Here is a 22,372-nt window from a genome sequence, read left to right on the forward strand (position 1 = left end):
ACAGGAGTAAAAAATTGGTATATGATACTTCGTGTTGCTAGTGAAAAAATCCAGATTTCCCAATCATTTCCTTATATGCTCGATTGTCGAAAAATTCAAACCACAAGGTCCTTGCGTGTTCGTCTCAGACACGAAATGAAATGATGGAACGTTGTCCGGTTCCTTGGATATATAGACAGGGAACAAGAAACGGGTGGTGAAATTGAGGGTACGTACGCTGTCAGATAAAACCTTGCAGGCAATCCTTTTCTGTATGCCGATTCTATTTCTTGGAGTATCTTTATGTGTATCAGATGATGGACATTTTCAAATGGCGAACCAGATTGATGTGACGATTCGAATGTTTATGGACAGATTGATCGTTTTCCTGTTGTTGCTGCTATTTCTGCTCTCCATATTTATGGAGAAGAATCGAACGTCATGGAAAAAAACGCGTTCTCTCCTTGTCATTTCAGCCCTTACGTTCATGATCGTTCTTCGCCCCATCATTCTGAACCATGTTGATTCTGTCTCCTACGTTAGTCTCTCGGTTTTGACCGCTGCACAAATTGGCGTATTGATCATGGTTTTATTTGTATTGAATCCGAAGCTGACAAATTGCAACCATTCAAATGGATTCTCTTTTCTGTTGGTTTTCTTGCTCGTAGGGCTGACCATCATGTTCAATCATTCGATTGTGGAAATCAGCACCAATATGTTACAGAAGTACGTGGAACTTACAAACGGATTCATTACGTTTCGATTGATCATCAATTTGCTTCTTTTTCTCATTTTTATGGCGTGTTTGAAAATATCCGGTCCGTTAAAATCCAAGGATCTCGGTTTGGATCCATCAACATTTCTGCGTTCTTTGTGGGCTTGCCTGCTTCTTTGGTGTGTTGTACAGATTACTGTCGTAGTTGAATTGCTTTTCACCAAAGAAAAACTGACTGTCACGTTCCGTATGATTGAGGATGGGTTTCCCCGGTGGTTGGGCGGATACTTGGGGTATATCTGGGGAGTTGGTCTATTTGAAGAAGCCGTATTTCGTGGCTTTTTATTTGTCCAGGTATTTCTCTTCCTAAAGAGGAAATGGGGTGTATATCAAAAACGATGTTTACTTTGTGCTTTTATTCTGTCTCAAATGATCTTTGGTCTCGTACATGTTCCGGATTCGATCGGCTCACATGTTGGCATGGATCGGCTGCTCTTTCGATTCATGGATGTGACCGCAGCCGGCATGTTATTCACCATCGCGTTTATTCGAACGAATCACCTGGTCGTACCCGTTGTCATCCATGGGGTACTTGATTACAGCGTGCCGATTTTCTCTGGATCTGCTCCCATTCAGGAAACTACCTATTGGGTTTTGTCTTATTCGATCCTGCTGCTGATGGTATGGTCATGGTTTGATACCGATCGGAAGGCAGCCAGGGAAGAACCGGTGCCGACAACTCACAGCGCTGAGACGTTCTAGGAAGTATGCTGCATTGATAGCACGGCCCCGTTCCTGAACAAGCACGCCTTTCCCGACACGCCGGAGAGGAACGACGACAGCGCCATTTCCGTCTGTCAATGAGGACATCCGCCTGCCATGTGTCATCAACAGAATGGTCACGTTCCGCATAAAGCAAAGGGGCTTCCCGAACAGGTCCGGGACAGCCCCTTTGTCATGCAAACAAACACGGCAGGGTTACTCCTGCTTCTTGAACACAGGTGCAATTTTATCGATGCGGTTGGTCCAGATTCCTCCGGTATAGTTGGCGGGCAGACGTTCAAGGTCTTCCACCGAATCAAACCCCTGGGAGACATCTCCATTTCCCGCAACCAAAATGGTCCTGGTGTCATGTTCGTCCATTCGATTGAGGAACTTGTCAGGCCATCCCCACAGCCAAGGGGCAATCTTTTCCGGAATATGCAGTTCCGTTCTTGCGCAGGCCTCCGGAACATACCCGGTCCATCCCACTGCGATATACGGGAGCAAACAACGCTTCATCGTCGCGAGAGACATGACGCGCAGCTGCGGAAGCTCTTCACGCAGCGCTTCGATCGGCTGATCTCCCCCGTATACCGTCAACTGTTCCAGGCGCTTTTCCGGCAGGGTGGACAAGTACCGGGCCAATTGTTTTCCTTCTTCCGGGTCGTTGCTTTTCACGTGAATCAAGAAGGACTGGTGGGGAAAATGAGCGAGCACTTCATCGAGAGAAGGCATCATGCCGACGCCTTTTCCGCGAAACGGATACGTTTTCCCGTGGTCATACGTATAGCCGTAGCCAATGTCCAGCTTCTTCAATTCTTCCAGCGTATGCTCTCGGGTAACCCCTTTTCCATTGGTTCTGCAATCCAGCGTCCAATCGTGGAAGACGGCAAATTTTCCATCCTTTGTCGGATGGACATCAAACTCGATGAGATCGGCACCCGCCCTGACGGCAGCCTCCATGGACGGAATCGTGTTCTCCAGGTAAGGATGCTCCGGTTTGTAGATGCGCGCGGCTGTACACGTTTCATTGGTGATGCCTTCCATGTTGAACGTTTGAGCCAATCCCCGATGGGCCAAAAGCAAGGGAGTTCCTGTCCGCTCCTCGGCCAGCAGCGACGTATTGTTCACATACATGAAGGCAACGAGCGCGATGCAAAACAACACGATCTTGTTCTTGAAAAACGCACGAAATCTGTTCATTCTACTCTCCTCGTCCATCATGCTTTTCGTACAGAACACCATGATACCATGGATGGGCGCGTTGTTCGACAAACAACTTATGGGGAGGAGGCCTTTTCCTGCGAAACGATCGCCCGCAAAGGGAACGCGCGGAGAAAGCGGACAGCCATTTCCGACTCCCTGGTGCGGCGCTGCGATGGCGCCTTTTTGAGTTCCGTGCCGTTGTCGGGAATGGCACCCTGCATTTTTGCGTTTTTGCCGGGGCCTGCCCCTGGACTGTAACGATCAGGACGGGCTGTTCGTATTGAGTAGAGGAGGGGAAAGCGCGGCGCCATTTGACCGGACCGTTTGCGAACATTCATAATAAGAATAGCTTCTGGCGAAACACATGCGGGGAGCCGTTCTTCTTGTGGGGGCACGGATAGGTCCGGCCCCGTTTGGGTCAGAATGGGTAAAGAAGGAGTGATAGATGTGGAATCGCTGCTCAACCTCGTTACAGACTATTGGCCCATCGTCATATGCGCGATCGTGGTGATCGCAGCCTTTCAATGGATCATGCGAAGCCTGTTTCGGCTGTTTGCCATGATGGCGGTGATCGGCGTCATTCTCGTGCTGGTCTTCCATTTCAGCCCGGAGCAGGTGATCGATATGGGACGCACAGCCGTGCAGACCACGCAGGATGCGGTGCAAAAGACGGTCGTCCCCATCCTGGAATCGGAACTGAAGGACGCGGACATCTCGTTTCATGACGACGGCAGCTATGAAGTAAAGACGGCCAGCATCCGGATCACCGGGAAAAAAGGCGAATCCAAGGCGACTGTCTATTACAAAGAGAACAAATGGGAAGTGGATATCGGGGTGTTGGGTGACATGTTCAAGGAAAAGCTGAACAAAGCGGAGCCGTCCCAGACTACGCTGTAAACGGGAGCGCATGCGGCGGCGTCACGTCATCGAACGCCGCGCCCATCCCGTCTGCCCGGCCGCTCGCCCTCGACCGGATGTATGAAGCCTGAAACGGGCTGGGACCGGCGCATACTTCGGGCGCAACGAACATTCGCAAAACGAAAAAACTGGCATGAGAAAACTCCGGTATGTTCCCGCAATTGGACAAACACCGGAGTTTTCGCGTCTGCCCGGCGGAGCGGCTGTCTGTGGCGGCCGTACCTGCCATCCGGTCATGCGGTCATGTGCGTTGCCCTGATGCAAGTCATGGCGTTTCCGCCCTTGATCACACATGGCGGCAGTTCGGCTGCACCCAACGCGAAAACATGAAGCGAGAGCCGTTTTTTCGGGGCCCGCGTCGTTCACATTCCGTTCATATACGTGTTGTATCCTGTTCACGCCGAAACGGGATGAAAAGGAGAGAACACGTATGGCAAACAGGAATCCGCGAGTCGGTCTGGAGAGGGACCCGGACGTCCAGGCGGCCGAGAGCGTTTAACCCCAAGCGTTGTGAGGATCACAGCTTACGTTTTTGAAAAAGGAGATGGAGAACATGTCGAAGCAACAAACGGGTGGCTGGCGCCCGTTTCTCAATCTGATCAGACAGACGAACCCGCCCGCTCTGCCGCTGGCCATCGCGCTGTTCCTGAGCGTAGCCTCCACCGTGGTGGGCCTGTTCGTTCCGCTGTTCACGAAAGACCTCGTCAACAGCTTCTCGCTCGCGTCGCTGGACAGGTGGCAGGTAGCCGTGCTGGTGGCCGCCTTTCTCGCCCAGTCAATCGCCGGCGGACTGTCGATCTACCTGCTCAACCGGATCGGCCAGGGCGTGGTGGCCGGACTGCGGGACCGCTTGTGGAAAAAGCTGCTCGTCCTGCCGGTTTCCTATTACGACGACCACCAGACCGGGGAGACGATCAGCCGGATGACGAATGACACGGCGGTCGTCAAGGGGCTGATTACGGATCATTTGACCAACTTTTTTACCGGCGCGATCTCCATCGTCGGCTCGGTGACGATCCTGCTCATTCTGGACTGGAAAATGACGCTGCTGATGCTGACCGCCGTGCCGCTGTCGATTCTGATCCTGATGCCGCTGGGGCGGACGATGCACAAGATTTCCCGCGGGATGCAGGATGAGACCGCCGCATTTTCCGCGACCTTGAACCAGGTGCTGTCGGAGATTCGACTGGTGAAGGCGTCAAACGCGGAGGCGATTGAGTACCAAAACGGCAAACGGGGCATCACCAACCTGCTTCACCTCGGCATCAAAGAAGGGACGGTGCACGCACTGATCTCCCCGTTTGTTTCCCTCGTCCTGATGGTGCTGCTGGTGGTCATTCTCGGGTACGGCGGCATGCGGGTGTCGTCCGGAGCGCTCACGGCGGGCGATCTGGTCGCGTTTATCCTGTATCTCTTTCAAATTGTCATGCCGATGAGCCAATTGACAATGTTTGTAACCCACCTGCAAAAGACGAGGGGAGCGACCGAGCGGATCATTGCCACGCTGGAAGCGGCGGAAGAAGACCTGACGGCCGGACGCGAGGTCACCAACCCGCATCAGCCGATCATCCTGGAGCATGTGAGCTTTTCCTACAAGTCGGGTGAACCGGTACTGGACGACGTCAGCTTCACGATCGAGCCGGGGCGGGTCACGGCGATCGTGGGGCCCAGCGGAAGCGGGAAAACGACGCTGTTTTCGCTGATGGAGCGCTACTACCGGCCGACGCGGGGGACGATCAGGCTGGGCGAGGAACCGATCGACGCGTTTTCCCTCCAATCGTGGCGGAGCCAGATCGGATACGTGTCCCAGGAGAGCCCGATCATCGCCGGAACCATCCGGGAGAACATCTGTTACGGAATGGAAAGGGAGGTCAGCGAGGAAGAGCTGCGCCGCGCCGCGCGCATGGCCTACGCCGATCACTTCATCGAGGAGATGCCGGACCAATACGACACCCAGGTGGGGGAAAGAGGGGTCAAATTGTCCGGCGGCCAGCGCCAGCGCATCGCCATCGCCCGGGCGCTTCTGCGCAATCCCCGCATCCTCATGCTGGATGAAGCCACGTCCAGCCTGGACAGCAAATCGGAAATCGAGGTGCAGAAAGCGCTGCAGAATCTGATGAAGGGGCGAACGACGCTGGTGATTGCCCACCGCTTGTCCACCGTCATGGACGCGGATCACATCATCTTTCTGGAAAAAGGCAGGATCACCGGCCGGGGAACGCATGAGGAACTGTTCGCCACCCATGCGATGTACCGCGAATTTGCCACCCAGCAGCTGCGGATCGATCAGCGGACCGCGGCGGAAATCCAATCGGGAAAGGGATGAGGACCATGGCCACCATACTGGTTGTAGACGACGATCCCCACATTCGGGAGCTGGTCGGCGTTTTTCTGCGGGAGGAAGGGTTCACCGTCCTGGAGGCCGCCGACGGCAGGGAAGCGCTCGCGCTCCTGGAAACAACCCGGGCGGATCTGGTGATCCTCGACATCATGATGCCCAACATGGACGGGTGGCAGCTTTGCCGCGAGCTGCGGGAACTTTACGACACCCCGCTGCTCATGCTGACCGCCAAAGGAGAAACGTCGCAGAAAATCAAAGGCTTCCAATTGGGCACGGACGACTACCTGGTCAAGCCGTTTGAACCGCTGGAACTGGTCGCCAGGGTAAAAGCGCTGCTGAGGCGCTACCGGATCGCCGTATCGCAGCGGGTGCAGATCGGCGAACTGCTGCTTGACCGCAAAACCTACGAAGCGCAGGTGGGCGACAAGCAGGTGACCCTGCCGCTCAAGGAGTTTGAACTGCTGTTCAAACTGGCCAGTTACCCCGGAAAGACCTTTTCCCGCGAGCAGTTGATCGAGCAGATCTGGGGGTACGATTACGAAGGGGACGAGCGGACCGTCGACGTGCACATCAAGCGCCTGCGCGAGCGTTTTCCGGAAGAGCGGCACTCGTTTCGGATCAGCACCATCCGCGGGCTTGGCTACCGATTGGAGGTTCGTTCATGAAAGGAAAGCTCTTCCTGCGCCACGCGGCGGGCATCGTGTTTGTGCTGGGATTCTTTACCGTGTGCTGGTCGGCCGCCTATTTCCTGACGTCGCTGTACGCCGGCGGGCTGACCAACCAGATGCCCGATTACGTCAGGCAGCTCGTCACCGTGATGCTCGGCTATGTGCTGGCGGGAATGGTGATGGCTGTCATCGGCTTCTTCGCCCGCTCCAAACAAAGAGCGGTGTGGCAGTCGCTGTACGATGCCCTGCGGCGAATCGCCAAGGGGGATTTCAACGTCAACCTGCAGGTCAAGCCGGGCGAACACCATCCGCTCGGACAGCTTGTCGAGAGCATCAACCACATGGCCGTCGAGCTGAGCCAAATGGAGAAAATGCGCCAGGAGTTCATCTCCAACGTCTCCCACGAGATCCAGTCGCCGCTCACCTCCATCAGCGGGTTTGCCCGGGCGCTGCAAAACGACCGGCTCAGCCGGGAGGAGCGCCTGCATTATCTCGGCATCATCGAGACGGAATGCCAACGCCTGTCGAAGCTGAGCGAGAACCTGCTGAAGCTCACGTCCCTGGAGTCGGACCATCATCCGTTCGAGCCGAAGCGCTACCGCCTGGACCGTCAATTGCGGCAGGTGATCCTCGCCTGCGAACCGCAGTGGGTGGACAAAGCGATCGACATGGACGTGTCCCTGGAGGAAGTGAACGTCGTCGCCGATGAAGAACTGATGAGCCAGGTTTGGGTCAACCTGCTTCACAACAGTGTGAAATTTACCCCAAACGGCGGGAGCATCACCATCCGGTTGGAGCGGAACGGGCAGGACGTGATCGTATGCGTTGCCGACACCGGCATCGGCATCGCGGAGGAGGATCAGCCGCATCTATTCGAACGCTTTTACAAGGCCGACAAATCGCGCAATCGCTCCAGCGGCGGCAGCGGGCTCGGTCTGTCCATCGTGAAGAAAATCGTCGACATGCATCACGGAACCATCAGCGTGAAGAGCAAACCGGGGGAAGGGGCGGCCTTTACCGTTACGCTGCCCGTTGAGCCGTAGCGGGCCTTCCGCTCCGCAGGACTTGAAGTTCGGACGGCCGACAGGGAGGAACGGCTGCGGAGGGCAGATGCTATCACTGGCAAAAAAACAAGCTGATCTCGTCACGGAGATCAGCTTGTTTGCCTGTTTACGCCTGGGAGCCGGCTGTCTGCAGCTTGGCGTTTTCTTCTTCCACGTAGCGGTTGCGCGGATGCTCGCGGCATTCGTCGGAGCAGGAACGCTTGTACTTCACTTCGCATTCCGGGCAGCAGAAGTGCTGCTTGTTGCAGAACGGGTTGGCGCAGTTGACGTAGCGGTCTTCCGGCTTGCCGCAGTAGTAGCAGCGGCCGATGACCGTGTCTTCCTCGGTGTGGTTGATCTTCACGGAGATGCGCTCGTCAAAGACGTAGCATTTTCCGTCCCACAGGCGCCCTTTCACCTCGGGGTCCTTGCCGTAGGTGACGATGCCGCCGTGCAGTTGGTACACATCCTTGAAGCCTTCCTTCAGCAGGATGCCGGTCAGCTTTTCGCAGCGGATGCCGCCGGTGCAGTAGGTGAGCACCTTCTTGTCCTTGAACTGGCCCAGGTTCTCGCGGATCCACTGCGGAAACTCGCGGGAAGAGCGCACGCCCGGCTTGATGGCGCCGCGGAAGTGACCCAGCTCGTACTCGTAATCGTTGCGGCCGTCGATGACGACCACATCGTCCCGCTGCAGCATTTCATAGAATTCTTTCGGCGTCAGGTACTTGCCCGTCAGTTCGGTCGGGCTGAAATCGTCTTCCAGACGCCAGGTGACCAACTCTTTTTTCGCGCGAACAAACATTTTCTTGAACGCATGTCCGTCCGCTTCATCTATCTTAAACCAGATGTCCGCAAAACGCGGATCCTTGCGAACGAATTCCATGTACGCGTCGGTCTGTTCGATGGTGCCGGACACCGTGCCGTTCAGGCCCTCCGGCGCGACGATGATGCGCCCTTTCAGTCCGAGCTCCTTGCAGAACTTGAGGTGTTCCGCCGCGTAATCCTCGTAGTCGTCAAGCTGGACGTACTTGTAGTAAAGCAAAACACGATACGGTTTTTGTACTTGCAAGGTACAATTCACCCTTCCTTCTATTCTTATGGAATTTTTGACGCAACCGTGATTATATCACATTGCGCCGAAAAATGCCGAAAAAATGTCAGGAAGGATGTGACCATTTGATGTCCGCCGGTCACGCGTGAGCCGCAAACGTCCGCACATGGTCCAGTATGTCCGTATACAGCCGGGTGTGGTAGTACATGCCCAACTGCATGCCGCGTTCCACCAGCGGCTTGTTGTCGCCCGCGTACACCTGGGCGACCACTTCGTAGATTTCGTTGGCATGCGTGACATCCAGGGTCTCGTGATCGGTAAAATGGGCCAGATCGGCCGTGCCGCCGTACGCGGAGGCGGCGTAGGCGCCGACGAGCGGAGAGACGCGGGCCACGATCTCTTCGATCACGCCCAGGGCGGCCAGTCCCTCCGGGTAGGGGTAATGCAGGCAGAGATCGGTGACGGCGCGGTTGTACGCCAGTACGGGAATGATCGGACGGCTCGCTTCCCGTTCGGCGTCCGTCACGCCGATACCGCGCAAAAAGAGCTTGTACGTTTCCAGGTGCACATGCGCTGCGTTCATCCGGCCGTGCTCTTCAAACAGGTTTTCCACCAGCGGCATGCGCAGCCGGTAATCAGGCAGATTGGTCAGGATGGCGGACAAAAAGCGGGGGAAATGCTCCACGACGTGATAGATCTGCAGGGCCGCTTCCTTGGCCTGCGCCGGGGAAAACGTTTGGTCGTGCAGCGCGAGAAACAGCGGATGCTGCTCCACCTCGTGCCGGGCAAAGAGCTGCTGCGCCAGGTGCTTCACTTCCGTGTATGCATTTGTCATCGAATCCCTCCTACAGTAAGGTGAGTTCGCGGGCGTCCAGAGCCAGGCCGGGCGGGACATCTCCGTAGGCGTAGGCGGTGGAGCCCAGCTTGATGAACAGCGGGTGGCGATACGTCTCCGCCAGTTCCGGGGAGACGCCGGCAAAGACGTAGGGATACTCCTGCCGGTGAAAGCGGGCCAGATAGGCGAAAAACGCCCGCCGCCCGTCTTCCCCGTCCGCGCAGGCGTAATAGGCGAGATAGGCGTGCGGAAACGGCTCGCCGGGACCGGGCAGGGAAGCGGTCCCGCGCCACCGGCAGGCGGCATGGATCAGGCGCAGCGGGAGAGGGAGCGAACGGGTGACGACCAGCCGGCGCTCCGCCGATTGGTCGATGACTTTGCAGACGGCGCGCAGTTTCCCGCCGTCATGCAGGCCCAAAAACCAGCCATCCCGGCGCAAAAAGCGGGCGCGGTCGGCGTACGCAAACGCAGTGCCCGCCGCCCAGCGCTCGTAATGGGACCACGCTTCCTCGCCGTCGATCGGACAGACGCGCGCCCAGTCTCCGTTCACCGGCCAGAACAGCGGGACGCCAAGGTGGACGGTGCGGCCGATGGGAACCGCCGGCGGGAACACGCTGTTTGCCCGCGTCAGCGGCGAGCGGTGCCGGTTGCTGTCCCAGACGACGGCAAACACCCAGCGGCACGTTTGGCGCAGGTTCTCCACGGCATGACCCGCCAGCCGCTGAAAGGCGCGCGTGCCGATATAGTCAGGGTGAATCCTGACATCGTGCAGGTAGAACACGGGTTCCTCTCGGCCGTTCAGAAAGCGGACCTGCCGCGTCACCCCGAAGCAGCCGATCAACCGGCCGCGGCGCCACAGCCCCGTGTACCGCGATTCCCCCCAGCTCTCTCCCAGCCGGAAGAAATCGGGGGAGCGATCCACAACAAACAGGTCGCTGCCCGTATCCGTCGCATGGGCCAGGGCCAGCAGCGCGTTGTTGTGTTCCATCGTCAATGGGGATGTCGTGTAGTTCATCTCAGCACACCCACGGTAATCTGCCGGTACATCATCGACCGATCAAGGCCGGTCATCTCCCGGGAACACGCTTCGTCCACCGCCAGCCGCTCCCGAAATGCCTCGGGCAGGGGAGGAGCGGACAGCATGTTGCGGTACAGCAAGACCGCTTCCCGGCTTTTGGCCCCGAGCACGGCGGCGCAAATCGCCGCCCGCTGCGATTCGTCCGACCAGTCGAAGACATTGGAGAGGAAAAAGGCGTCGATGCCCTGCATCTGCGGCAGCGCCTGCTGCAGGGAGAGCGGCAGCACCCGCAGCTTGTGCAGGTTGCGCCTGGCCGCGGCAAAGCCATCCTCGCTCAGGTAGTACGGCGCTCCTTCCGGCGTGTCGAGCAGATACGTGCCAAACATGAGCTGGGTGAAAAAATAGTTGCCGCCGATCAACCGGCTCTCCAGCTCTCTGGCGAACATCGCTTCAAAAAATGCGCCAAAGTCCTGTTCGCTGGCCTGCGCAAACATGAAGGCGGGGAAAAACTGCAGGTGCGTCGTTTTGCTCAGCAAGAGACGCACGGCTGTGCGCCAGGCGTCTGAGGTCAGGTAGCGTTCGCGAAAGGCGGCCTGCTCCGCCAGGGTGCGGCAGGAAAGCAGCTCCTGCCAGATCTCGTCGCCGTAGAGGTTGCGGCGGATATTCTGGGCGATAAAGCGGTAGAAGCGCTCCGTCGCGCCGCACTGATTCACGCCAAGCGTCAGCAGGTGCGGATGGCGGTCCCAAAAGGAGCGGGCGTATTCGGGGAGCAGCGGCGACAGGCGGCGGTACGTTTCCTGCCGGTCCAGCCCCTCCGTCTCTCCCGCGAACGCCAGGTATTCCTCGCGGCTCAATGCCCCGATGGCCGCCTTTTTCAACTCGATCAGCGCGGCCTGTGCGGGGTTAACATCTATCGCGTAGATTGTCTGCACATCGTCGCGCAGCAGGGAAAACGCCGTACACCCCCCGGACCCGACGACGGCGACCGTCTCCGGACGGTACCGGTCCGCAAGCGTTCGTTCCACCATGCTGTCTTCGCGAATCTGAGCAAAATACAGGTCAGTCACGGGCAGCTCCCTCCTCAAATTTTCGCAGCATCACCGGCCGAAACCGCTCCCAGTGCGCGAGCATCAGCCGGCCGCGTTCCATCTCCCGCATGAGACGGGAGCGGGATGAAGCATCGGCGGGGCAGGTGAGCAGCAGGATCTGGCTGTCTCCCCGGTCCAGCCGCACGCCCCTGGCGTGCAGCCAGGTCATGACCGCACCGCTGCCGGCCGCCGCGCGGTACAGGGTATGGCTGCCGTGCGAAGACAGGTTGTCCGGCCTGAATCCCTCGATATGCGCAATCCGTTCGACGAAGACGTGGGCCGTTTGCCGAACGGTCAGGGGGATTTCGCGGGTGCAGAGGAGCGGGTACGACCGCGGAAACAGGGTTTTGCAGACGAGCAGCAGGTCGGGATTCTGCAGTTCGGCCATGAAGTGAATCGTCTCGTCCGGCCATGTGTCCATCGCGCTGCGGAAGAAGTGGAACAGCATCGGCAGATAGGCCTTCCGCCGGGAGTACAGGGGGCCCAGGTAGACAAACCAGCCATGGTCCGTCCGAAACCGCTGCATCAATTGAAAGGCGGCCAGTCCGGATTCGTCATGGGCCATCAGCACTGCGTCATACAGGGGAAAGCGTTCCGCCAGGTAGGCGGTTTGGTCGCAGTGGGGAAAAGCGCTGTTGGCGGTCTCCACACATGCCTGTCTGTCGGCGGCGGACAGGGAGGAGAGCAGGCGGTAGGAAAACTGGATCATGGTCCCCACCCTTTCCAAAATTTTCGGGCGTCTCCATCCGATTGTAAATCTTCTGACGCTTCGCTGACAAGCACACTGGAAATGGGTCTTCGGTCCCGTTTCTTTTTGGCCAGTCTTGTGTTACATACACAGCCACCCTATCGAAATCAATATCTTGTGTCGAATTTGTCGAAAAATTTATCAGCTTGCTAGATATAGTGGCATCCTGTACACTATGAAAAAGGTTCACGACATCTCGCCAGCCCTCTTTTTTCCTGGAAGGTGCGCGAGAAACACGGGAGAGGCAGGGGTGGCCCTATGAGCGCAGTAAGCACCATTCAAATCGTCAAGCGCAGCGGCGAGACGGAGGACCTCCGCATCGACAAGCTGAAAAAGGTGATCGGCTTTGCGTGCGCCCATTATCCCGCATGCGATCCGCTTGAACTGGAGATGGACGCCTGCATTCAGTTTCGCGATCGCATGACGACCAAGGAAATCCAGCGGATCGTCATGCAGACCGCCGTTGAGAAGACCAGTGTGGACAACCCGGACTGGCAGTTTGTGGCCGCCCGCCTGCTGGCGTACGACCTGTACAAGGACGCCGCCATCAACCGCGGGTACCGCGGCCATTTCGGATACGGCGACTTTGCGCAGCTCATACATACATTGACGGATAAAGGCCTCTACGGCACGTATCTGACGGAAACATACACGGATTCCGAATTGGCGGAATTGGGGGCGTACATCAAGCCGGAGCGGGACGAGCTGTTCAACTATGCAGGCCTGCGCCTGCTGGCCGACCGGTACCTGATCAAGGACTTTGGCGGCGGCGTGATGGAACTGCCGCAGGAGCGATTCATGGTCATCGCCATGCACCTGGCGATGAAGGAAAAGGACCGCCTGAAACACGCCAAGGACTTTTACGACATTCTCTCCAAGCTGGAGATTACGGTGGCGACGCCGACCCTGTCCAACGCCGGGACGCCGTTTCACCAACTGTCCTCCTGCTTCATCGACACGGTGGACGACTCGCTGTCCGGCATCATGAATACGGCCGGTGCCACGTCGATGGTTTCCAAGTATGGCGGCGGCGTGGGCATCTACCTGGGCAAGGTGCGCAGCCGCGGTGCGTCCATTCGCGGCCACAAGGGAGCGTCCGGCGGCATCGTGCCGTGGACCCGCCTGTACAACCAGATCGCCATCAGCGTCGACCAGTTGGGGACGCGGGCCGGAGCCTTCGCCATCTACCTCGACGTCTGGCATGCCGACATTCTGGACTTTTTGAACCTGAAGACAAACAACGGCGACGACCGCATGAAGGCGCACGACATCTTCCCCGGCGTCTGCATCCCGGACTTGTTCATGCGGCGGGTCAAGGAGCGGGGGATGTGGTACCTGTTCGACCCGCATGAGGTCCGCCAGGTGATGGGCTTTTCGCTGGAAGACTTCTACGGCGAAGAATTCGAACGGCGCTATGAGCTGTGCGTCAGCGAAGAGCGCCTGGCGATCAAGACGGAAATCCCGGCCATCGAGATCATGAAGCGGATCATGTCCAGCGCGTTTGAGACGGGTACGCCGTTCATCTTTTACCGGGACACGGTCAACCGCGCCAACCCGAACAAGCACGCGGGCATGGTGTACAGTTCCAATTTGTGTACCGAAATCATGCAAAACATGAGCCCCACGGTCTTCGCCGGCGAGGAACTGGAGGACGGCGACGTGGTGCTGCGCTACAAACCGGGCGATTTTGTCGTGTGCAACCTCTCTTCGCTCAACCTGGGCCGCATCCGCTCGATGGACGACATCGCCCGGATCGTACCGATCCAAATGCGGATGCTGGACAATGTGATCGATCTCAACTACTATCCCGTCAAACAGGCGGCGGTCACCAACCGGAAGTACCGCGCCGTCGGACTGGGAACGAGCGGCTACCATCAGTACCTGGCGCAGCACGGCATCAAGTGGGAGAGCGACGAGCACGTCGAGACGGCGGACAAGCTGTACGAGGAAATCGCCTACCACGCCATCAAGGCGTCGATGGAACTGGCCAAAGAGAAAGGGACGTACGCCGTGTTCGAGGGCAGCGAGTGGCACACCGGCGAATACTTCGACCGCCGCGGCTATGCGGACGAACGCTGGACCGAGTTGAAGCGGGACGTCGCCCGATTCGGCATGCGCAACGCCTGGACGTTTGCCGTCGCACCGACGGGCACGACCAGCCTGATCGCCGGGTCCACCGCGTCGACGGACCCGGTCTACGCCAAGTTTTTCGTGGAGGAAAAACGGAGCGGCAACATCCCGCAGACCGCGCCCAACCTGAATGACAAAACCTTCTTTTACTACAAGGAAGCGCACCGGATCGACCAGCGCTGGTCCATCAAGGCGGCGGGGGCGAGACAGCGGCACATCGACCAGTCGCAGTCGTTCAACCTGTACATCACGCCCGAGATTACCGCGCCGGAGTTTCTCGACCTGTACATCCAGGCGTGGGAGAACGGATTGAAGACGATCTACTACGTGCGCAACCAATCCGTCGACGTGGAAGACTGCGTGAGCTGTTCCGCATGATGAGCAGCCATCACGCCGGTTCCCCGGTCTTTTGTTGGCCGGGGAATCGAATTGCCGGAGGAGTGTGACACGCATGCAATTGGAAAAAAAGCGGCTGTTCAACGAAAGCGGCCAGCGGGGCACGCAGCGCATGATCGGCGGAAACACCACCAACCTGCGCGAGTGGAACCGGATCAAATACCCGTGGGCGGCCAAGCTGTACCGGACGATGCTGAACAACTTCTGGATTCCGGAAGAGGTGCCGCTGGCCAACGACGCCAAGCAGTTTGAATCGCTGTCCCCGGCGGAGCGGCGCGCCTTTGACAAGACCATCTCGTTTCTCAACTTCCTGGATTCGCTGCAGTCGGTCAACCTGCCGAACATCTCCGACTACATCACCGCGCCGGAGGTCTGCTCGCTTCTGAACATCCAGACCTTCCAGGAGGAGATTCACGCCCAGTCCTACAGCTACATCCTGGATTCCGTCTGCTCGCCGCAGACGCGGGAGAACATCTACGACGAGTGGCGCAGCGACGAGCGGCTGTTGGAGCGGAACAAGTTCATCGCCGACTTGTACCAGCAGTTCGTGGACAACCCCAACGACGTCAACTTCGTCAAGACGGTCATCGCCAATTACCTGCTGGAGTCGCTGTACTTCTACTCCGGTTTTTCCTTCTTTTATACATTGGCGCGTCAGGGGAAAATGACGGGAACGGCGACGATGATCAAGTACATCCAGCGCGACGAGCTGACGCATGTGGTGCTGTTCCAGAACATGTTCCGCGAGCTGCGGACGGAAAACCCGGACGTCTTTACGCCCGAGCTGATCGAGGAACTGCGCGGCATGTTCCACACGGCGGCCACGCACGAAATCCGCTGGGGCCAATACGTGACCAACAACGAAATCCTCGGGATCAACAACGACATCCTGGAGCGGTACATCAAATATCTGGCCAACCAGCGGCTGAAGGCGCTCGACCTGGAGATCCTCTATCCCGCGCATACCGAACACCCGATGAAGTGGGTGGACAGCTTTGCCAACCTGAACCAGACCAAGACCGATTTCTTTGAGCAAAAGGTGACCAACTACACCAAATCGAGCGGCTTGAATTTCGGCGATTTGTAAGAAAAAAACGCGTACACATCAGCAAGGAGAGACCTGACATGAGCACAATCGCAATCAATCAACGGCTTGTTGCCCCGGTGAAAATCAAACGGCTGCACGAAGACGCCGTCATTCCCCGGTACGCGCGGGCGTTTGACGCCGGCTTCGACCTGGTGGCGGTGGAGGACGTCTTGATCCCGCCCGGGGAGACGGCGAAGATTCCCACCGGGCTTGCCTTCGCCCTGCCGGACGGCTATGAGCTGCAGGTGCGGCCGCGTTCCGGCATCAGCGCCAAGACGAAACTGCGCATCAGCAACGCGCCTGGTACCGTAGACGCCGGCTACCGGGGGGAAGTATGCGTGCTGATGGACAACATCCGCACGCCGTCCGGCGAAGTGGGTCATACCTGCCTGGACGTCAGCGAAAAACCGGCGACGGTCGACCGGGAAGTGGACCGCCACACCTACCTGATCCGCAAAGGCGACCGCATCGCCCAGGGCGTGCTGGCCCTCGTCCCGCTGGCACAGTTTGAAGTCGTGGACGAGCTTGACGAGACGGAGCGCGGCGCTGGCGGGTTTGGCAGCAGCGGCGTCCAGTAAGGCAGCCGGACCGGCTCCGAAACAGAAAACCCCTGTCCTCCTTTTACCATGAAAGGGGGCAGGGGTTTGGTCTATTATTTGGCTGCGGAATTCGAATTCAGCTCTTGGCAGCCAGATAGCGGCGGACCGTCTCGACGTCCTCCTCAGTGAGCGACGTGCCGTCTTCCTTGACAAAGACGCACGTCCCGTAGACCCAATCGAGGTAGCCGTCGGTGGTCACGGGAAAGTTATTGGCCTCGACGCCGCGGGCCTCTTCGTTGACGATCAGCGAAAAGCCGGGGAGGCGGTCGTCACGCACCACGTCGTAGTCGCCGCCGACCAGTTCGCTCAGCTCGTCCGCACCGGCAATGGCGACGGGCTCCGCTTCCTCGTGGGGACGTTTGATCAGAACGGTAATCACGGGGTATCACTCCTTCTCCATTATCATAATCGAAAAGAAGGACGGACGCGAGGTATCAGAATCATCCGTCCATTCTGACAACAGCCGGAGGGCTCTTCCCTGTGGTACAATGAGCAGAAAATGGAAGGGGAGGTCGTCTCCGTGGAAGTGGTATCCGTCAATGCGGGCAAACCGCAGACCGTGACATATCAGGGCAGGGAGCTGAGCACCGGGATTTACAAACAGCCGGTCACAGGTCCCGTCTATCTGGACTGGGCGCAGTTGGAGGGGGACGGACAGGCCGACCTGCGCTGCCACGGCGGTCCCGACAAGGCCCTCTGCGTCTACAGCGCCGATCATTATCCGTATTGGGAAAACGTGCTGAAACTGCCGTTGGCTCCCGCCGCATTCGGGGAAAACATCACGGTTCGCGGGCTCACTGAAGAAGAGGTGTGCATCGGGGACATCTTTCAGTTGGGAGAGGCGGTGGTGCAGGTGAGCCAGCCGCGCCAGCCCTGTTTCAAACTGAACGTCAGGTACGGTCGTGCCGATCTGGTGGTTCTTGTACAGCAGACCGGCTTCAGCGGCTTTTACTTCCGCGTGCTGCAGCCGGGCCAGATCGGGACTAACATGCCGTTTCGCCTGCTGGAGCGGCAGCAGCACGAGGTAAGCGTCGCCTTTGTCAATCGGATCAAGTATCACGACACGGACAACCGCGCCGCCATCGAGCGGATTCTGGCGGTGAAGGAACTGGCCGACAGTTGGCGCGCGTCATTCGAATCGAGACTGCAGGCAGGGAAAGCGTAAACGGACAGGCCGCTTCGGCTGTCCGTCTTTTTTTTGCCGATCGCCGGCTGTCATCCTGGATCGCGCGGAATCGATGCGGCGCCCGAGCCAAGGGCGCCGTTTTTTTGCGTGCCGAGACGAACGCTGCCCATGCCGGCCGCATAGGGTAGATTGACGTCACAGGGCGCCAGCCTGGGTAATGGGGAAAAAAGTGTTGACAGGGAGAAAATAGGGGAAATACAATACATATAATTCCGATTACATTACTATGACTTTTCTGGGGGAGAAACTGGCATGGAACGTACGAAACATGTTCGTCAACCGTTTTACACCAAACTGCTGCCGATCGTCCTGGCGTTCAGTCTGGCCGGCTGCGCCGGATCGCCGGGCGGACAACAGACGCAGTCGGGCGGAGAGCAGGCTGCCGCAGCAGGTTCGAGCGTCGAGCTTCTCAACGTCTCCTACGACCCGACCCGTGAATTGTATCAGGACGTCAACGAGCACTTTACCCAGTACTGGAAAACGAAAACGGGGCAGACCGTCACCATCAAGCAGTCCCACGGGGGATCGGGGAAGCAGTCCCGCTCCGTCATCGACGGTCTGGAGGCGGACGTCGTGACGCTGGCCCTGGCCTATGACATCGACGCCATCGCCCAATACGGCCTGCTGCCCGCCGACTGGCAGAAGCGCCTGCCGGACAACAGCTCGCCGTACACGTCCACGATTGTCTTCCTGGTGCGCAAAGGAAACCCGAAACAAATCAAGGATTGGGACGATCTGGTGAAGCCGGGCATCTCCGTCATCACCCCCAATCCCAAAACATCGGGCGGCGCCCGTTGGAATTACCTCGCCGCCTGGGGATACGCGCTGAAGAAACACAACGGCGACGAGAAGAAAGCCCAGGAATTTGTCACCGCCCTGCTGAAAAACGTGCCGGTGCTCGACTCCGGCGCCCGCGGCGCCACCACCACCTTCGTGGAACGGGGCATCGGCGACGTGCTGCTTGCCTGGGAAAACGAAGCCTATCTGGCGATCAACGAGCTGGGCAAGGACAAATTTGAAATCGTCAACCCGTCCGTCAGCATCCTGGCGGAGCCGCCCGTCGCGGTCGTGGACAAAAACGTCGACAAGCACAACACGCGGCCGGTTGCCGAAGCGTATCTCCAGTTCCTGTACAGCAAAGAGGGGCAGGAGCTGGCCGCCAAACATTACTACCGTCCCCGTTCCGAAGAAGTGAGAAAGGCGCATCAAGCGGAGTTTCCCGACATCGAGATGTTCACCATCGACGAGGTGTTCGGCGGCTGGGAGAAAGCCCAGAAGACCCATTTCGCGGACGGAGGCGTGTTTGACCAGATTTACCAACCTTGATTTTGCGGTAGGGAGTGCCATCCATGAACAAACGTAAGCGAGCCAAAGGGGTCCTGCCCGGATTTGGCCTGACCATGGGCTATACCGTGATTTACCTCAGCCTGCTGGTGCTGATCCCGCTCTCCGTCCTGTTCCTGAAGACCTCCAGCATGACGTGGGAACAGTTTATCGACACGGTGCTGAATCGGCGGGTGATTGCGTCGTTTCAGGTCAGTTTCCTGACCTCCTTTTTCGCGGCGTGCCTGAATGCGGTGTTTGGCGTGCTCGTGGCCTGGGTGCTGGCGCGGTACCAGTTCCCGGGGAAGCGGGTGATTGACGGGATCGTCGACCTGCCGTTCGCCCTGCCCACCGCCGTGGCGGGGATCGCGCTGGCTTCCATTTATGCGGAAAACGGCTGGATCGGCCAGTGGTTTGCCGTCTGGGGGATTAAAATCGCCTATACGCCGCTGGGCATTTTCGTGGCGCTGACGTTTATCGGACTGCCGTTCGTCGTCCGAACCGTCCAGCCGGTCCTGCAGGACTGGGACAGACAAGTGGAAGAAGCGGCGGCGACGCTGGGAGCGACGCGGTGGCAGACGTTCACCCGCGTGATCTTGCCTCATCTGCTTCCGGCGGTAGTCACGGGATTCGCGCTGGCGTTTGCGCGAGCCCTGGGCGAATACGGCTCTGTCGTGTTCATTTCCGGGAACATGCCGCTGAAGACCGAGATCGTGCCGCTTTTGATCATGACCAAGCTGGAGCAGTTCGACTACACGGGGGCAACGGCCATCGCCTCCGTCATGCTGGTCGCCTCCTTTGTGATGCTTTTGGTCATCAATTACCTGCAGTGGAAGACGAATAAATTGAACGCCGCCCGATCGGAGGGATAACCTGTGACCAATCAGACGGAACCTGTTGTTGTGCGCTGGCTGTTGATCGGCTTGGCCCTCGTCTTTTTGGGATTGTTCCTGATTGTTCCCTTGATCGCGGTCTTTTCCCAAGCCTTCCGTCAGGGGGTGGACGTGTTTCTTGAAGCGGTGAGCGATCCGAATACGCTCGCCGCCGTCAAGCTCACCCTGCTGACGGCGGCGATCAGCGTCCCGCTCAACGTCGTGTTCGGGCTGGCAGCCGCGTGGGCCATCGCCAAGTTTTCCTTTCGCGGAAAAAACGTGCTGCTGACGCTGATCGACCTGCCGTTTGCCGTCTCGCCGGTCATTTCCGGACTGATTTTCGTGCTGCTGTTCGGCAGTCAGGGGCTGTTCGGCCCCTGGCTGGAGGCGCACAATCTGAAAATCATCTTCGCCGTGCCGGGCATTGTGCTGGCGACCACGTTTGTCACCTTTCCGTTCGTCGCCCGTGAGCTGATTCCGGTCATGGAGGCGCAGGGGAAGGACGAGGAGGAGGCCGCGCTGTCGCTGGGGGCAAACGGCTGGCAGACGTTTTTCCGCATCACGCTGCCCAACGTCAAGTGGGGCCTGCTCTACGGGGTGATCCTCTGCAACGCCCGGGCAATGGGGGAGTTTGGCGCGGTGTCCGTCGTCTCCGGCCACATACGCGGCCAGACCAACACCCTGCCCCTGCACGTGGAGATTCTGTACAACGAGTACAACTTTGTCGCCGCGTTTGCCGTGGCCACGCTGCTGGCCGCCCTGGCGCTGGTGACGCTGGTGGTCAAAAGCGTCATTGAATGGAAGACGGAGCGGCACGAGCAGGCGGAGGAACCTCAGTTTCATGCGATGGGAGAGGCTAGCTGATGAGCATACAAGTGGTCAACATCACCAAATCGTACGGGTCGTTTACGGCCGTCAACGACGTCAGCCTGGAGATTCCCGAGGGAAAACTGGTCGCCCTGCTGGGGCCGTCCGGCTCGGGCAAGACGACGCTGCTCAGGCTGATCGCCGGCCTGGAGTCGCCGGACCGGGGGCAGATCTACTTCAACGGGGAAGACAACACGCATCGCGACGTGAGAGAGCGGCGCGTCGGGTTTGTCTTCCAGCATTACGCGCTGTTTCGGCACATGACCATTTTTGACAACGTCGCGTTCGGGCTGACCGTCCGCCCGCGCAAGGTGCGGCCGACGAAAGAAGAGATACGCGAACGGGTTCACGATCTGTTAAAACTGGTTCAGCTTGACGGATTGGCCCACCGCTATCCGTCCCAGCTTTCCGGCGGGCAGCGGCAGCGGGTCGCGCTGGCCCGGGCGTTGGCCGTCGAGCCGAAGTTTCTCCTGCTGGACGAACCGTTTGGGGCGCTGGACGCCAAAGTGCGGCAGGAACTGCGCCGCTGGCTTCGCCGCCTGCACGAAAAACTGAAGCTGACGATCGTCTTTGTCACCCACGATCAGGAAGAGGCGCTGGAGCTGGCCGACAGCGTGGTGGTTATGAACGAAGGGCGGGTGGAGCAGACCGGATCGCCGCAGGAGGTGTACCACCGGCCGGCCAATCCGTTCGTCTACGGTTTCCTGGGCAGGGTCAACCTGTTTCAGGGGCGCATCCGCGGCGGCAAAGTGACCCTGGGGGATGCGGAGTTTGCGGCGGAGTGGGCGGATCAGACGGAGGAACTGCCAGCCGTCGGCTACGTCCGTCCGCACGATGTGGAGCTCAGCCGGACGCCGCAGCACGTGCAGAGCCTGGCGGCCGAGGTGCGGCACATCTACGCGCTGGGGTCGCTCATGCGGCTGGAGCTGAAACGGCTGGATACCCAGGAGACGCTGGAAGCGGAAGTGAGCCTGCAGCATTTTGCCGAGCTGAACGTCCAGACGGGCGACACCCTGTACGCCACGCTGCGCAACGTGTACGTGTACGTGGAGCCGGAGAACCGGTTTGTCCAGGCAGCATTGCCGGCTGCCTCCGCGCTGGCTCTCCGGGCAAACGGCTAGGGAATGAACAAGGAAAAAACCGGTCTGCCGTGTGCGGACCGGTTTTTTGCGACAGCTATTCCCCGCGCTGCTTGGCGCGTGTGTCTTCCTTGCTGATCGTGTTGGAGGACCGGGTCTGCGGCGGATTTTCCTTGCCGCCCCTCTCGTTTTTGACGCCGTTATGCTTGGACATGTGCTTCCACCCCTTTCCGCGATTGGCATGGGCTGCATCTGTAGTGTGCCCGCGACGACACTCTTCTATCAGCGGGGAAAGGGACGCGCCGCCGTCCGCAGGCGTCCGCCGTCCATGCCGGCGAAAGACGACAACGCCGCCCGCCATCAGGCGTCCGCCTTCATGCCGGTGAAAGCCGACAACGCTGCCCGCCATCAGGCGTCCGCCTTCATGCCAGTGAAAGCCGACAACGCTGCCCGCCCGACCC

The 22,372-nt window shown here is 58.8% G+C and carries 21 protein-coding genes; 13 read left to right on the forward strand and 8 right to left on the reverse strand.

All coding sequences use genetic code 11. From position 1 onward, the window contains the following. Window positions 1-310: 310 nt before the first annotated feature. The gene (locus tag FOI68_RS02300; protein WP_185973848.1) at window positions 311-1,456 is read left to right on the forward strand and encodes a CPBP family intramembrane glutamic endopeptidase; all 1,146 of its coding nucleotides are present in this window, start codon (window positions 311-313) and stop codon (window positions 1,454-1,456) included. A gap of 216 nt (window positions 1,457-1,672) precedes the next feature. Here FOI68_RS02300 and FOI68_RS02305 read toward each other — a convergent pair whose 3' ends face one another. Then, entirely contained in the window at window positions 1,673-2,659 is a 987-nt protein-coding gene (locus tag FOI68_RS02305; RefSeq protein ID WP_143862197.1) for a glycerophosphodiester phosphodiesterase family protein, read from the reverse strand. Between the two features lie 450 nt (window positions 2,660-3,109). On the opposite strand from FOI68_RS02305, the gene FOI68_RS02310 reads away from it, so the two are divergent. The 4 genes from FOI68_RS02310 to FOI68_RS02325 all read left to right on the forward strand — a co-directional run bounded on the left by FOI68_RS02310 (window position 3,110) and on the right by FOI68_RS02325 (window position 7,632). Beyond that, a complete protein-coding gene (locus tag FOI68_RS02310; RefSeq protein WP_143862198.1) occupies window positions 3,110-3,559 on the forward strand; it encodes a hypothetical protein in 450 nt (149 codons plus the stop codon). 565 nt (window positions 3,560-4,124) lie between these two features. Next, window positions 4,125-5,906 (forward strand): ABC transporter ATP-binding protein, encoded by a 1,782-nt coding sequence (locus tag FOI68_RS02315; RefSeq protein WP_035298376.1) that lies wholly within the window; start codon window positions 4,125-4,127, stop codon window positions 5,904-5,906. Window positions 5,907-5,911: 5 nt separating this feature from the next. After that, window positions 5,912-6,586, forward strand: coding sequence for a response regulator transcription factor (locus FOI68_RS02320; protein ID WP_029099675.1), 675 nt, complete (start codon window positions 5,912-5,914; stop codon window positions 6,584-6,586). Further along, a complete protein-coding gene (locus FOI68_RS02325) occupies window positions 6,583-7,632 on the forward strand; it encodes a sensor histidine kinase (RefSeq protein WP_029099676.1) in 1,050 nt (349 codons plus the stop codon). Before FOI68_RS02320 ends, FOI68_RS02325 begins: the two co-directional genes overlap by 4 nt. Before the next feature lie 127 nt (window positions 7,633-7,759). Here the strand turns inward: FOI68_RS02325 and trhO are convergent, their stop codons facing one another. The 5 genes from trhO to FOI68_RS02345 all read right to left on the reverse strand — a co-directional run bounded on the left by trhO (window position 7,760) and on the right by FOI68_RS02345 (window position 12,333). Then, window positions 7,760-8,701, reverse strand: coding sequence for an oxygen-dependent tRNA uridine(34) hydroxylase TrhO (gene trhO, locus FOI68_RS02330; RefSeq protein ID WP_143862199.1), 942 nt, complete (start codon window positions 8,699-8,701; stop codon window positions 7,760-7,762). A 121-nt stretch (window positions 8,702-8,822) separates the two neighbouring features. Beyond that, a complete protein-coding gene (locus FOI68_RS02335) occupies window positions 8,823-9,518 on the reverse strand; it encodes an iron-containing redox enzyme family protein (protein ID WP_185973849.1) in 696 nt (231 codons plus the stop codon). A gap of 10 nt (window positions 9,519-9,528) precedes the next feature. Continuing rightward, window positions 9,529-10,533, reverse strand: a complete 1,005-nt coding sequence (locus tag FOI68_RS23240) for an N-acetyltransferase (RefSeq protein ID WP_044898493.1) — start codon at window positions 10,531-10,533, stop codon at window positions 9,529-9,531. After that, window positions 10,530-11,603 (reverse strand): DUF3419 family protein, encoded by a 1,074-nt coding sequence (locus FOI68_RS02340; protein WP_044898494.1) that lies wholly within the window; start codon window positions 11,601-11,603, stop codon window positions 10,530-10,532. Before FOI68_RS02340 ends, FOI68_RS23240 begins: the two co-directional genes overlap by 4 nt. Next, on the reverse strand, window positions 11,596-12,333 hold the full coding sequence (locus tag FOI68_RS02345) for a hypothetical protein (RefSeq protein ID WP_044898495.1): 738 nt from the start codon (window positions 12,331-12,333) through the stop codon (window positions 11,596-11,598). Before FOI68_RS02345 ends, FOI68_RS02340 begins: the two co-directional genes overlap by 8 nt. A gap of 297 nt (window positions 12,334-12,630) precedes the next feature. On the opposite strand from FOI68_RS02345, the gene FOI68_RS02350 reads away from it, so the two are divergent. The 3 genes from FOI68_RS02350 (at window position 12,631) to FOI68_RS02360 (ending at window position 16,563) form a co-directional block, all read left to right on the forward strand. Then, window positions 12,631-14,880 carry a ribonucleoside-diphosphate reductase subunit alpha gene (locus tag FOI68_RS02350; RefSeq protein ID WP_185973850.1) on the forward strand — a complete coding sequence of 750 codons (2,250 nt, stop codon included), beginning with the start codon at window positions 12,631-12,633 and terminating at the stop codon, window positions 14,878-14,880. A gap of 73 nt (window positions 14,881-14,953) precedes the next feature. Then, window positions 14,954-15,985, forward strand: coding sequence for a ribonucleotide-diphosphate reductase subunit beta (locus FOI68_RS02355; protein ID WP_143862201.1), 1,032 nt, complete (start codon window positions 14,954-14,956; stop codon window positions 15,983-15,985). A gap of 38 nt (window positions 15,986-16,023) precedes the next feature. After that, on the forward strand, window positions 16,024-16,563 hold the full coding sequence (locus FOI68_RS02360) for a dUTP diphosphatase (RefSeq protein ID WP_035289728.1): 540 nt from the start codon (window positions 16,024-16,026) through the stop codon (window positions 16,561-16,563). Between the two features lie 97 nt (window positions 16,564-16,660). Here FOI68_RS02360 and FOI68_RS02365 read toward each other — a convergent pair whose 3' ends face one another. Continuing rightward, on the reverse strand, window positions 16,661-16,963 hold the full coding sequence (locus FOI68_RS02365; RefSeq protein WP_143862202.1) for a DUF3846 domain-containing protein: 303 nt from the start codon (window positions 16,961-16,963) through the stop codon (window positions 16,661-16,663). Window positions 16,964-17,083: 120 nt separating this feature from the next. On the opposite strand from FOI68_RS02365, the gene FOI68_RS02370 reads away from it, so the two are divergent. The 5 genes from FOI68_RS02370 to FOI68_RS02390 all read left to right on the forward strand — a co-directional run bounded on the left by FOI68_RS02370 (window position 17,084) and on the right by FOI68_RS02390 (window position 21,953). Continuing rightward, entirely contained in the window at window positions 17,084-17,749 is a 666-nt protein-coding gene (locus FOI68_RS02370; RefSeq protein WP_143862203.1) for an MOSC domain-containing protein, read from the forward strand. A 273-nt stretch (window positions 17,750-18,022) separates the two neighbouring features. Continuing rightward, on the forward strand, window positions 18,023-19,096 hold the full coding sequence (locus tag FOI68_RS02375) for a sulfate ABC transporter substrate-binding protein (protein WP_143862204.1): 1,074 nt from the start codon (window positions 18,023-18,025) through the stop codon (window positions 19,094-19,096). 23 nt (window positions 19,097-19,119) lie between these two features. Then, window positions 19,120-19,965, forward strand: coding sequence for a sulfate ABC transporter permease subunit CysT (gene cysT, locus FOI68_RS02380; protein ID WP_035297727.1), 846 nt, complete (start codon window positions 19,120-19,122; stop codon window positions 19,963-19,965). A 3-nt stretch (window positions 19,966-19,968) separates the two neighbouring features. Continuing rightward, complete coding sequence (gene cysW / locus FOI68_RS02385; RefSeq protein WP_035297725.1) at window positions 19,969-20,829, forward strand: sulfate ABC transporter permease subunit CysW; 861 nt, start codon at window positions 19,969-19,971, stop codon at window positions 20,827-20,829. Then, window positions 20,829-21,953: a sulfate/molybdate ABC transporter ATP-binding protein gene (locus FOI68_RS02390; protein ID WP_143862205.1), complete on the forward strand. Its 1,125-nt coding sequence runs from the start codon at window positions 20,829-20,831 to the stop codon at window positions 21,951-21,953. The genes cysW and FOI68_RS02390 overlap by 1 nt, the downstream gene beginning before the upstream one ends. Before the next feature lie 55 nt (window positions 21,954-22,008). On the opposite strand, the gene FOI68_RS02395 is transcribed toward FOI68_RS02390, so the two are convergent. Beyond that, on the reverse strand, window positions 22,009-22,320 hold the full coding sequence (locus FOI68_RS02395; protein ID WP_143862206.1) for a hypothetical protein: 312 nt from the start codon (window positions 22,318-22,320) through the stop codon (window positions 22,009-22,011). Window positions 22,321-22,372: the final 52 nt, after the last annotated feature.

Source organism: Brevibacillus sp. LEMMJ03, assembly GCF_007197875.1.
In the GTDB taxonomy this organism is placed as follows: domain Bacteria; phylum Bacillota; class Bacilli; order Brevibacillales; family Brevibacillaceae; genus Brevibacillus; species Brevibacillus thermoruber.

Excerpts from the sequence above, each read along its gene's own strand:
- FOI68_RS02335 (WP_185973849.1), bottom strand. The coding sequence starts at position 9,518 with ATGACAAATGCATACACGGAAGTGAAGCACCTGGCGCAGCAGCTCTTT.
- FOI68_RS02300 (WP_185973848.1), top strand. The coding sequence starts at position 311 with ATGGCGAACCAGATTGATGTGACGATTCGAATGTTTATGGACAGATTG.
- FOI68_RS02395 (WP_143862206.1), bottom strand. The coding sequence starts at position 22,320 with ATGGCGGGCAGCGTTGTCGGCTTTCACCGGCATGAAGGCGGACGCCTG.
- FOI68_RS02355 (WP_143862201.1), top strand. The coding sequence starts at position 14,954 with ATGCAATTGGAAAAAAAGCGGCTGTTCAACGAAAGCGGCCAGCGGGGC.
- FOI68_RS02390 (WP_143862205.1), top strand. The coding sequence starts at position 20,829 with ATGAGCATACAAGTGGTCAACATCACCAAATCGTACGGGTCGTTTACG.
- FOI68_RS02325 (WP_029099676.1), top strand. The coding sequence starts at position 6,583 with ATGAAAGGAAAGCTCTTCCTGCGCCACGCGGCGGGCATCGTGTTTGTG.
- FOI68_RS23240 (WP_044898493.1), bottom strand. The coding sequence starts at position 10,533 with ATGAACTACACGACATCCCCATTGACGATGGAACACAACAACGCGCTG.
- FOI68_RS02350 (WP_185973850.1), top strand. The coding sequence starts at position 12,631 with ATGAGCGCAGTAAGCACCATTCAAATCGTCAAGCGCAGCGGCGAGACG.
- FOI68_RS02370 (WP_143862203.1), top strand. The coding sequence starts at position 17,084 with ATGGAAGGGGAGGTCGTCTCCGTGGAAGTGGTATCCGTCAATGCGGGC.
- FOI68_RS02360 (WP_035289728.1), top strand. The coding sequence starts at position 16,024 with ATGAGCACAATCGCAATCAATCAACGGCTTGTTGCCCCGGTGAAAATC.
- FOI68_RS02320 (WP_029099675.1), top strand. The coding sequence starts at position 5,912 with ATGGCCACCATACTGGTTGTAGACGACGATCCCCACATTCGGGAGCTG.
- FOI68_RS02305 (WP_143862197.1), bottom strand. The coding sequence starts at position 2,659 with ATGAACAGATTTCGTGCGTTTTTCAAGAACAAGATCGTGTTGTTTTGC.
- FOI68_RS02375 (WP_143862204.1), top strand. The coding sequence starts at position 18,023 with ATGGAACGTACGAAACATGTTCGTCAACCGTTTTACACCAAACTGCTG.
- FOI68_RS02315 (WP_035298376.1), top strand. The coding sequence starts at position 4,125 with ATGGAGAACATGTCGAAGCAACAAACGGGTGGCTGGCGCCCGTTTCTC.
- cysT (WP_035297727.1), top strand. The coding sequence starts at position 19,120 with ATGAACAAACGTAAGCGAGCCAAAGGGGTCCTGCCCGGATTTGGCCTG.
- FOI68_RS02345 (WP_044898495.1), bottom strand. The coding sequence starts at position 12,333 with ATGATCCAGTTTTCCTACCGCCTGCTCTCCTCCCTGTCCGCCGCCGAC.